9 protein-coding genes are annotated in these 11,378 nt (G+C 71.1%); all 9 read right to left on the minus strand.

Features of this window, described 5'->3' with window-relative positions:
• Complete coding sequence (locus PSU4_RS01190; RefSeq protein ID WP_147101795.1) at positions 1-1,203, minus strand: thiolase family protein; 1,203 nt, start codon at positions 1,201-1,203, stop codon at positions 1-3.
• A gap of 92 nt (positions 1,204-1,295) precedes the next feature.
• The gene (locus tag PSU4_RS01195; protein WP_147101797.1) at positions 1,296-1,907 is read right to left on the minus strand and encodes a hypothetical protein; all 612 of its coding nucleotides are present in this window, start codon (positions 1,905-1,907) and stop codon (positions 1,296-1,298) included.
• Between the two features lie 13 nt (positions 1,908-1,920).
• Positions 1,921-3,975 carry a hydantoinase B/oxoprolinase family protein gene (locus PSU4_RS01200; protein WP_147101798.1) on the minus strand — a complete coding sequence of 685 codons (2,055 nt, stop codon included), beginning with the start codon at positions 3,973-3,975 and terminating at the stop codon, positions 1,921-1,923.
• A complete protein-coding gene (locus tag PSU4_RS01205) occupies positions 3,972-6,164 on the minus strand; it encodes a hydantoinase/oxoprolinase family protein (RefSeq protein ID WP_147101800.1) in 2,193 nt (730 codons plus the stop codon). The genes PSU4_RS01200 and PSU4_RS01205 overlap by 4 nt, the downstream gene beginning before the upstream one ends.
• A complete protein-coding gene (locus tag PSU4_RS01210; protein WP_147101802.1) occupies positions 6,161-6,538 on the minus strand; it encodes an acetone carboxylase subunit gamma in 378 nt (125 codons plus the stop codon). The genes PSU4_RS01205 and PSU4_RS01210 overlap by 4 nt, the downstream gene beginning before the upstream one ends.
• Complete coding sequence (locus PSU4_RS01215) at positions 6,538-8,421, minus strand: hydantoinase/oxoprolinase family protein (RefSeq protein WP_147101804.1); 1,884 nt, start codon at positions 8,419-8,421, stop codon at positions 6,538-6,540. The genes PSU4_RS01210 and PSU4_RS01215 overlap by 1 nt, the downstream gene beginning before the upstream one ends.
• Before the next feature lie 100 nt (positions 8,422-8,521).
• Positions 8,522-9,907 carry a phenylacetate--CoA ligase family protein gene (locus PSU4_RS01220; protein WP_147101806.1) on the minus strand — a complete coding sequence of 462 codons (1,386 nt, stop codon included), beginning with the start codon at positions 9,905-9,907 and terminating at the stop codon, positions 8,522-8,524.
• A complete protein-coding gene (locus tag PSU4_RS01225) occupies positions 9,904-10,623 on the minus strand; it encodes a FadR/GntR family transcriptional regulator (protein WP_147101808.1) in 720 nt (239 codons plus the stop codon). The genes PSU4_RS01220 and PSU4_RS01225 overlap by 4 nt, the downstream gene beginning before the upstream one ends.
• Positions 10,624-11,082: 459 nt before the next feature.
• Positions 11,083-11,378: hypothetical protein (locus tag PSU4_RS01230; protein WP_222596129.1), on the minus strand; the 296-nt coding region annotated here is incomplete at its 5' end.

Below are 11,378 nucleotides of genomic sequence, written 5' to 3' on the forward strand. Positions count from 1 at the left end.
TCAGTCGGTCACCTCGATGACGAGGGCGCCGCCGGTGTCTCCCGCGGCGCATCCCGTGAACAGCCCGACCCCTCCCCCGCGTTCGCGCAGGGTCTCGATCAGTTCGGCGATGGACCGCAGCCCGGTCGGCCCCTGGGGATGGCCGAAGATCAGGCTGCAGCCGTGGGCGTTCATCAGTTCCACGTCGATGCCGGTCTCCCGGCTGAGGTAGAGATCGTTGACCGCGAACGGGTTGTGGGTGGTCACCGCGGCGACGTCGGTGACGCTGCGGCCGGCGGCCTGCAGCGCGGCCACGGCCGCGGGCACGGGGGCCTGGGGCATGCGGCCCTTGGCGACGCGGGCGAACCCGGTGCCGAGCAGCCGGACGATCCCGGCCCCGCCGGACAGCTCGCGGGCCCGGTCGACGGTGGTGACGACCGCACCGGCGCAGCCGTCGGCGGGATGGGTCTGGGACGCGAAGGTGTGGACGCCGTCGGGGCCCACGGGCGGGAGCTTCCCGATCGCGTCGCGTTCCTTGGAGCGGACGCCTTCGTCGGCGTCGAGGACCAGCGCGCCCTTCCGCTTCGCGATCTCCACCGGGACGAGGTAGCGCTTCTGGAACGCGCGGTCGTTGGCCAGCGCGCTGGTGTACTGCTCCCAGCGCAGGGCGGTGAGGTCGTCGAGCTCGTCGCGGGTCGCGCCGATCTCGCCGGCGACGGCCTCGCCGGCCGCGATCATCGACGTCCCCGCCCAGGGGTCACGGCCGAAGCTGTCGAGCACCCAGTGCTCCTGCACGGGCGCCCCGCCCTGCCGCGACGGGGCGGGGTAGGTCAGCGTCGGGCCGTTGGAGGTCCGGTCGGTGGCGACCACCAGCTGCACACCGCCGGCGCTCTCGACGCAGTGCGCGGCCGCCTGCAGCGCGGCGACGCTCGTCGCGCAGGCCTGGCTGATCATCGGCCCCGAGACGCCGGTGGCCCCGAGCCGGGCCGCGAGGGTGGGCGCGCCGTAGAAGATCTCGGGCTGCGGAACCGTCCATCCCAGGGTCAGGCCGGTGACCTCGCCGGGGTCGATGTCGCGGTCGGACATCGCACGCGAGGTGACCGCGACGGCGAGGTCGAGGCTCGGCGTCTCGGCCAACGTTCCCTGCCACTTGGCGAACGGGGACGACCAGGCGTGGCCGAGCGGGATGGCTGCATCGCCGTACTGCGTATCGCTGTACTGCATGAGGGATTGCCCCTTGTTCGTCGGACGCGCGTCACCCGACGAGCCCCGGGAGGCCGGACGCCCTCCCGGGGTCGCCGAGGGTCGGCGCGGTGTCAGCTACGGACGCCACCGACCCAGTCCTGAACGAGCGGCACGGGGGTGCCGTCGGGCACCTCGCCGTCGGTCAGGACGAGGCCCGTCTTCGCGACGGGGGCGTCGAGGGCGACGGCCTCGGCGCCGGGCAGGCCGGAGCTGCCGGGGCCGAGGACGTGGGCCATCGCCCGGTGGAAGCGGGTGACGTTGCCGATCGTGCGGGCGTCCGCGGCAGGTACGTCGCCGTGCAGGACGACGCCGTCGATCCCGGCGTCGAGGAACGCTCTGACCGTGTCGATCAGGCCCGGGTCCGGGTCGAGCACGGCGACGAGGACCGCGTTGTCGCCGACGGTGACCCGCAGCCGGCGCGTCGCCTCCAGCGCGGCGTCCAGCCGCGCGTCCCGCTCCTCGGTGAGCACGCTCGGGACGGTGACCGGCACACCGTCGGGTCCGACGGCGTCGAGCAGGTCGCGCAGCCCGTTGGCGAGCTGGGTGGGGTCGCGCAGGAACGCGTCCCAGGGACGTTCGGCGATCTTCGCGGCGAGCCGCAGCGCGAGGGGGACGGCCAGCGTGTGCCGGCCGCCCCGCCGCGCCGCGATGGCCTGCGCTCGTGCACGAGGCGCGAGAGTCATCGACGGCCTCCGGTCACATCCGCATGAGCGGGTTCACGACCGCCCCGTCCGGCCAGGACCCGTAGAGGCCGAGGACCTCCTCCGGGGGCTTGCGCCGGGACCAGCCCTCGTGGAACTCGTCCCAGGTCTTGCCGCGGGCCTTGCGCTCGGCGAGCACGTCGCGGCGCGCCGCCGCGGTGGCCTGCGGGTCGACGCGGCCGGTGCGCTCGTTGAACCGGACGGCGTAGACGTCGGTGGCCGACCAGTCCGAGATCAGGCCGTCGGTGACGTCCTTCTCCACGGCCTGCGGGTCGCGGTCGAGCGGGTCGCCGTAGCCGGCGCCGCCGGTGGAGATGCCCAGGGTGATGACCTGGTCGCCCATCACCGGCCGGGCGGTGCGGGCGTAGGTCTCCGACACGATCTGCCCGCCGTACTTGCCGGCGAGCAGGCTCGCCAGGTCGAGGGTGCCTTCCTCGCCCGCGCGCAGCAGCTCCGGGATGTCGACGCCTTCCATCGACAGTCCGGGGCAGGTGGGCATGGTGTAGCCGCCGAACAGCGGCTGCGGGGTCTGGACGATCGAGTTGTCGGCGATCGACATGAAGATCACGTACGGGGCGTGGTGGGCGACCCACAGCTGCGCGGTGCCCACCCCGCCGCGGTGTTTGCCGGCGCCGCCGGAGTCGGGCCAGTGCTGGGAGAACGGCACGAGCATGGGCAGCTCGTTCTCCATGTTCTCGACGTCGGGTGCCCGCCCGAACGCACACCAGGGGAAGCCGTAGGCGTTGATCCCGTCGGAGTGCGAGCGGGCGCCCTGCCCCTCGGTGTTGATCGTGTAGGCGAGCATGTCGGCGAAGGGCATGCCCCACTGCGACACCCCGGCGAGGACGGAGGCGTTGCCGCCGTTGCCCAGCGAGGCCGTCACCTGGCGCCACTCGGTGGTCCCGAACCGGGCCCGGCCGACGCAGTTGGCGATCGAGCTCATCGCCCCGGTGGCCGCCATGACGGCGCAGCTCGTGGCGGCGTTGGGCGCCGGGGAGAGCATCGAGTTCGGTGGGAACTCGAAGTCGATCGGCTGGAACGTCGCCGAGGAGATCGGCAGGTCGTGGAAGACGTACTCGTAGATGTAGTTCGCGAGGTGGCCGATCACCGCCTGCGGGTGGGCGTTGTAGGACGACCCGTTCTCCGGGCTGGTGCCCGTGAAGTCCAGGTGGAGCGTGTCGTCGCGCTTGGTCATGGTCATGAAGCAGTTGCGCATCAGGCCGTGCTCGGTGCCCGCCGAGTCGGAGAACGTCGCGCAGCGGTAGACCCCGTCGGGCCACGACGCGAGCCGCTTGCGCGCGCCCTGCTCGGCCTCGATCAGCATGCGCCGGAACAGGCCGGTGACGAAGTCCTTGCCCTCGCGGGCGAACATCTCCAGCAGCCGCACCCGCACCCGGTCGGCCGTGGTGCAGCGGGCCCGCAGGTCCACGGTCACGCTGACCTCGGACCGCAGCCCGAACGCGGCGAACATCTCGATCACGTCGTGGCGCAGGACGTGGTCGTGCCCGATCTTCATCGGGGGCAGGTTCATACCCTCGTCGAACCGGGACTTCGCCGACACCGGCATGCCGCCGGGCTCGCAGGCCCCCGTCTCGGTGGTGTGCGACAGGGCGGCGGTCCACGCCACCAGCTCGCCCTCGAAGAAGACCGGCATGATCGCGACCTGGTCGGGGTTGTGGATCCCGCCGTAGAGCGCGTCGTTGGTGTACCAGATGTCGCCGTCGGCGATGCCCGGGTTCTCGCGGAAGTTCTTGAGGATGTACTTGATGACGATCGGTGGGATGACCGCGTGCAGGTAGGTGCCCGCCGACGCGTTCACCAGGTCGCCCTGCGCGTTGAAGATCGCGACGATCGAGTCGCCCGCGACACCCATCTGCGAGCGTGAGCTGCGCATGAACACCTCGTAGCCCTCGTCGAGGATGTCCGCGGTGCGCTGCACGCCGATCTCGTAGTCGCCGGCGTTCACCGACTCCAGGCAGGACCGCTCGTACTCGGTGGGCTCGCTGACCTTCAGTGCGGCGAGCTTCTCCGCCAAACTCGGGTAGCTCATGCGGGAGCTCCTTCCAGGGCCGGCTCGCCGGCGCGGGCGGGTCGGGCGGCATCGGTTCCGGCGACGTCGGTGTTCTGGAGCAGGCCCAGCCCGTGCCGGTCGATCGTCAGGCTCTTGCCGGGCGGGATGACGATGGTCGTGAACTCGGCCTCGACCAGCGCCGGGCCGTCGACCTGGTTGCCAGGGCGGAGCCGGTCGAAGCCGAACACCGGGGTGTCGACGCGCCCGCCCTGCTCGGGCCAGTACGCGTTGCGGGTACCGGTCCGCGCCGCCGACGGGTCATTGCCGACGAGCTCGTGGACCGGGAGCTCGAGCTTCTCCGTGGGCACCGTGGCCTTGACGATGATGTTCTCGATGTAGGCGCCGCCGGGCTTGTTGACCACGTGCGGGCTGAAGGCCTCGGAGTACTCCTTCTCGAACTCGTCGTAGACCCGTTGCGCCTCCTCCGGCGAGTTGATCGACAGCAGCGGCGACGCGACCCGTTTGACCTGCACCTGGCCGCCGTAGAGCATGTCGAGCTCGACGGTGAACACGGCCGAGTCCGGGTCGAGCCCCTCGGAGGCCAGGTCGGCCCTGGCCTGCGCGACCATCTCCTGGACCGGCACGTTGTAGGCCTGGTAGTCGTCGGTGAACTGCTGGGTCATGCCGTTGAGGAACAGGATCCGCTTGGACTGCTCGTAGACGTGCATGATGTCCATGACCGAGCTGCCGAGCGCGGAGAACACCGGCGCCTGCGGGAAGATCACCGACGTGGGCACGTCCGCGCCGTAGCCGGCGACGTGGGTGGGACCGCCGCCGCCGAAGGCGAACAGGACGAAGTCCTCCGGGTGGTAGCCCCGCAGGTGGACCTCACGCTTGATCGCGGACGCCATGTTCTGCTCGACGATGCGCCGGATCAGGGCCGCGGCCTCGTCGACACCGAGCCCCAGCGGCTTGGCGATCTTCATTTCGACGGCCTCGACCGCCTTGTCCCGGTTGAGCGGCATGCGGCCGTTGAAGTAGCCGTCGGGGCTGAGGTAGCCGAGCACGACGTCGGCGTCGGTGGTGGTGGGTTCGGTGCCGCCCAGGTCGTAGCAGACCGGGCCCGGGTAGGAGCCCGCCGATCGGGGGCCCACCTCGAGCCGGCCGCCGAGCAGCTCGTTGATCCAGGCGATCGAGCCGCCACCGGCACCCATCGTCGTCGACTGCAGCATCGAGATGCCGACCATCCACTTGTCGATGATCGGACGGAACTCGTACGAGCGCACCGAGGCGTCGACGACCATGCCCAGGTCGAAGCTGGTGCCGCCCACGTCGGAGGCGATGACGTTGCGGTACCCGAGAGCCTTGCCGATGTGGTAGCTGCCCATCAGCCCGGAGATCGGGCCGCCGTTGTAGGTGCGCGACGCGGTCGTCTTGAAGATCTCCGCGGAGCCGCCGGTGTTGTGGGTGAGCAGGAAGCTCCCCCGGTAGCCGTGGTCGCGCAGCTGGTCCCAGGTGCTCTCCATCTCGGCCTTGATGGAGCTCTGCAGGTACGCGTCGAGGATGGCCGTCATCGTGCGCTCGTACTCGCCGACCTTGCCGACGACCTCGTGCGAGAGCACGACGGGCAGATAGCCGACGTGGTAGCTGCGGTACTCCTCGCGGATGATCTCGCGGATCCTGCGCTCGTGTTCCGGATGCGCGAAGCTCCACAGCAGCGACACCGCGATCGCGCGGGCTCCGCCGTCGACGAGCTTGCGCAGCTTGCGCCGCACGTCGTCCTCGTCGAGGGGACGCAGCACGGCCCCGAAGGAGTCGACCCGTTCACGGACGCCGGCGATCATGTCCCGGGTGATCAGGGGGGCCGGCTTGTTCTGCACCGCGACGTTGCGGCGCTCGGAGATCCGGGTCCCGTCGGTCCACTGTGCACCGCGCCCGATCAGGATCGCGTCCTCGTGCCCCTCCGTGGTGAGCAGGCCCAGCCGCGGCCCCTTGCGCTCGATGAGCCGGTTCATCGCGACGGTGGTCGAGTACCGGACCAGCTCGATCTGCGGCAGCAGCTCGTCGATGGACATCTCGAGCTGGTCCGCACCGTCGGTCAGGACGTCGAGGAAGCCGACCGACAGGTCGTAGGGCGTGGTCGGCGCCTTCGCGGTGATGCGCCGGTCGTCCCAGGTCAGGACGAGGTCGGTGAACGTGCCGCCCACGTCGATGTCGATCGCCTTCATGCGGTCACCTCCAGCTTGCCGTGCTCGTCGATGTGCAGCTCACCGCTGGCGAGCTTGCGCTTGAGGCTGTCGAGGTCGATCTCGGTGTCGTGGGTGATCGGGTGCCCCGGGGGCAGGTACTCGGTCTCGACCTGGCGGCCGCATCCGGGGCAGTAGAACTCCAGGATCCGGATCCACTCCGGATTCGGCGCGAAGGTGAACTCACCGTCGATGAGAGGGGGGTGCACCTCGCCGGGGTCGCGCTCGTGGATCAGCAGCCCCCTCTTGTAGTTCTCCCGCGCGTCGCCGACGTCGTGGCCGCAGGAGTGGCAGCGCCACCGCTCGGCATCGACATCGAGGTCGAGGTACTCCGCGACGTGGATGGTGCTGGGCATCAGTTGCCTCCCTTGGTTGCGACGGCGTCACCGGCGGCGTCCACGGTCAGCGACCAGCCCGGACCGACGAGCCAGGTGAAGCTGCCTCCGTCGACGAGGGCGGGACCGGCCACCGTCGAGCCGGCCACCGACGCCCAGTCGCGGGTCGGGATGCCGCCGCGTTCCCCCGTGCCCGCGCCCGCCGAGCCGGTGGTGACCGCGACCTTCTCCAGGCTGGCCAGGGAGAACCTGACGGTCAGCCGGACCAGCGACGGATCGTCGACGGCCGACAGCGCGGTGTCGACGGCTCCGACGGCCGTGCCCCGCACGCCGCCGGTGCCGCGGACCTCCCACAGCAGCACGGCCTCGTCGGGGGCGAAGCCCTCGCCCTCGAGGTCGCGACGGGCCTCGTCGGCGAGCCGTCCCGCGGCGGCGCGGGCGGCATCGGCGGAGTTCACCGCGGACTCGTAGACGTGCACGACGTCCGAGATCGCCGAGCCGTAGGCCGACAGCACGTTGCCGAACCCGAAGAGCCGCACCGTGCCGGCACCGATCCGCTCGGCGACGCCCGTCGCGAAGAGCGGGCCGTTGCCGCCGAAGGCGTACACCGCGGTGTCGGCCGGGTCCCAGCCCATCTCGGCGGCGGTCTCACGGGCGAGGTCCGCGGTCATGTCGAACGCCGTGTCGACGATGCGCTGCGCCGCCTCGACCGCGGAGATCCCGAGCGGGTCCCCGACGGTGCGGGCGATCGCGTCGCGGGCCGCGCTCACGTCGAGGGTGCGCCTGCCGTCGAGGAACGCGTCGGGCGCCAGGTAGCCGAGCAGGACGAACGCGTCCGTCGTCGTCGCGTTGCGCCCCCCGAGGCCGTAGCAGGCGGGGCCGGGCGCGGCGCCCATCGAGTCCGGGCCGAGCGTCACGGCACCGTCCGCGGCCCGGGCCACCGAACCGCCCCCGAGCGCGATCGAGCGCAGCAGCGGCAGGTTGGTACGCACCGGGATCCCGAACAGATGACCCTCGTCGCGATCGACGACCCGACCGTTCTCGACCGCCGACGACTTCGCGGTCGTGCCACCGACGTCGATCGCGAGGACCTTCGCGTCGCCGAGGCGCGCGGCTTCCGCCGCGCTCGCGTGGGTACCGAACAGCGGGCCGGACTCGATGGTGTCGAACGCGGTCGTCTTGCCGATTCGCGCGACGCCACCGTTGATGTGTCCGACCAGGACGTTGCCACGCCACGCGTGCTCCTGCTTGAGGGTCTCCTCCGCGCGGTAGAGCGTCGTGGCCAGCGACGGATGGACGTAGGCGTTGATCAGCGACACGAACGTCCGGGTGGAGTCGTCGGGACGCAACAGGATCTCGCTCGCCGGCAGCGCCGGGATCGATCCCAGGAAGTGGTCCGGGTACTGCGCGTCGATCATCGACACGATCTTGCGTTCCCGGGAGTTGTCCTCGAACGCGCCCTGCAACGAGATGTTGATCCGGCGGATTCCCTTGTCGAACAACCCCTTCACCGCGGTGCGGACCTCGTCGTCATCGGCGTCGGCGCTGATCCCGGTGATGTTCTCCCGCGCGATCAACGGTCCGAGCACCGTCGCCGCCTCCTCCGGGGAGGTGTAGAGGTCGTCCTCGTGGCCTGCGCTGACGAGCAGACCGAGCTTGGGCCCGGACTTCTGCGCGAGGACGTTGGACGTGATCGTCGACGACCAGCGGATCAGCGCCACGTCGTCGAGCAGATCCCGCAGCGACGCAGCGCCCACGTGGGCGCGGGCGGCGTCGAGGATCTCGAGGAACGAGAGGGTCACGTCGTGCGGGGTGGTCTCCACCTTGATCGAGAACACCGTGCCGTCGCCGCTGACCAGACCGTCGGTCATGGTTCCGCCGGTGTCGATGTCGATGTTCAGCACGCGCTCGTCACCTCCTCGGTCAGCGCTGTCCGGGGCTTCATCCGTGTCCTCTCCTCGGTGCGTCGGATTCGGTTCGCGGGCGTGCGTTCGGGGGCCGGCGTCATCGGCGCCGTCTCACCAGCTGGGCCTTCATCTCCCAGCGCGGGAGCGAGTTCGGCGGCACGAGATCGACCGTCGCGGCGACGACCAGCTTGTCGCGCAACAGGTTCTCGACGTCGGTCCGCAGCTCGTCGAGATCCTCGACGTCGAGGCCATACTCGACCTGCACCCGCATCGGTGGCCTCACGACGGGCCCGGCGTCGGCGAGCACGATCTGCATCGCGCCGGTGGTGCGGGGGGCCATGGACGCGATCACGTCCTTGACCGCGCTGGGCCACACGTTGACGCCGGCGACGAACAACAGGTCGTCGGTCCGGCCGACGCAGTGCAGTCGCGGGCTCGTCCGACCGCACGGACACGTCGTCGCGCCGACGACCACCCGGTCGCGGACCCGGAACCGCACCAGCGGGACACACTCGCGCCGCAGATGGGTCACGACGAGCTCGCCCTCGGTGCCCTCGGTCCAGTCGAGCCGCCGGCCGCTGTCCGGGTCGACCAGCTCGGTGAGCAACTGGTCCTCGGCGCACAGGTGCAGCCCGTCCTGCTCGGGACAGCTGGCCAGGTAGATCGGGAAGACGTCGGCGTTGCCCATCCCGTCGCCGACCACGGCCCCGTAGTCGGCTTCGAGCCGGGCCCGGACAGCGGGTATCGACGCGCCCGGCTCGGCACCGAGCAGGAGCTTGCGCAGGCCGAGCTCGGCCGGCTCCAGCCCGAGCTTGTTGCGGCAGTACTCGGCGAGGTAGGTCGCGTACGACGGCGTCGACATCAGCACCGTGCCGCCGAGGTCGCGGATGCTCTGCACGACCCTGTCGCTGCTGCCGGTGCCGATCGGGACGAAGGTCGCACCGATGCGCTCGGTCGCGTCCTTGAGCGGCAGCCCGCCGACGAAGAACCCGAGGCCGAACGCGTGCACGACGACGTCGTCGGGGCGCATCCCCTCGCTGTAGAGGACCCGCGCGACGACCTGCGTCCAGTCCTCCAGGTCCCGGCCGGTGATGCCGACGTACGACGGGCGCCCCGTCGTCCCGCTCGACGCGTGCACGCGCACGACGTCGGCCATCGGAACGCCGGCGTGCCGGCCGAGCGGCGGTGACTCCAGCTGGCTGTCGCGCAGCATCTCCTTGGTCGTGAGCGGGGCGTCGAAGTCGTCGAGCGATGCGACGGACAGCGGGTCGAAACCGTTGGCGGCCCAGAGGTCCGCGTAGAAGGGCGACCGTCGCCCGAGTCCGGCGAGCTGCGTGCGGAGCAGGTCCAGCTGCAGCGCGCGAATCCGCTCCCGCGGCATCGCCTCGACCGCCCGGTCGAACAGCTGCCCGTCGGGCCCGTCGTCGGTGACGCTGAACAACGGCCGCGACGTCGTCCCGTCGATCGCACCGGAGCTGGTCACGCGTCCTCCTCCCGCCGTTCCCGGTCGTCCTCGAAGTCGAGCAGGTACTTGCGCATCGCGCGCTCGGCCGCGCCGCCCTCGCCGTCGGAGATCAGGCGCACGACATGGGCCAGACCGTCACGTGCGCGACCAGGCCATTCCGGCTCGCGGACCCGCTGACCGAGGCTCATCGCCACCGGACCACGCAGGCTCTCGAACACCGCGACGAAGACCGGGTTGTCCGACGCCTCGACCAGCCCGACGTGGAAGGAGACGACCGCCTCCACCGCCCGCGCGGGTCGCGTGCCCGCCATCCCCAACAGCCGCAGCGCCCGCTCCAGGTCGGAGGTGTCGCCGTCCTGCGCGCTCAGCCGCGCCGCCATCGGCTCGACCGCCAGCCGGACGTCCATGACGTGGCGGGGTTCCACGTCCATCGTCGACAGGGGTGCCGACGTGATCGCGTGGAACTCCTCCGGCTCCGGCATCGCCACGAACCGCCCACCGCCGTAGCCGCGCCGGACCTCCAGGTACCCCGACACCTCCAGCGCCTTCAACGCCTCGCGCAGCATCGGCCGTGACACGCCGAGCTGATGGGCGAGCTCCGGTTCCGAGGGCAGCCGCTGCCCGGCGAGCAGATCTCCTCGCACGATCGCGCCCCGCAGGTTGGCGACGATCTTCTCGAACCCGCGGCCCACCCCGATCGGCTCGAAGACGAACTCCGAGTCGTGGACGGACATCCCGTTCTCCCTCCAGGCCGGCCGGTGCCGACCCGGCCCCCGCACCCGCACGCGCCTGGTGGGCCCCCGCCTGGCGGCGGAAACCCCATTCGACGCACCCGGTCACGGACCGGCGGAAGCGGAGCCAAGTCGTCACTGACGTTCTCCGAGGAGGCGTTCGACCCGATTCTGGCAACTGACGTCTGACATCAGCTAAGTGAGCGCGCTCACTGTAGCAACCCCGGCCCCACTGTCAATAGTTCTTCAGAACTTCTGCTGTCCATCGCCAAGGTGTAGAACGTCTGAGGCTCTCAGCTGGGTGTTCACCGACCCTCGGCCTCCGCCGGCCCGCGCAGAGCGGCCTGCGTCACCCGCCCCGCACACCTCGGAGCCCACAGACATCTGACATCAAGTCGCCATGATGGCCACCGCCTGTGAGCGGCGATAGTCGCTATCGCGACTATCGCCGCTCACGACCCGTCAGCCCTGCGCGCGCCAGAACGTGAAGCCGCCGAGCTTGCTCTCCCCCGCCCCCAGGTTCACGACGCTCGAGAACCCGGCCTCGGCGAGCATCGCGGCGACGTCGGGACCCTCGTGCCCGTGCCCGTGGCCGTGGCCGTGGCCGTGGCCGTGGCCCTGCGCGCCCTGTCCGCCGTGCCCGCCCCGTCCGTCGAGGGCGCCGTGGTCGTGGCGGCCGAGGTGGCCGTGCGCCGCGGCCCGCAACCGGGTCGACGCGAGCCGCGACACCGCGCGGGCCAGCGGCATCGGCTCCCCCC

This window comes from Pseudonocardia sulfidoxydans NBRC 16205 (assembly GCF_007989085.1).
GTDB lineage: Bacteria > Actinomycetota > Actinomycetes > Mycobacteriales > Pseudonocardiaceae > Pseudonocardia > Pseudonocardia sulfidoxydans.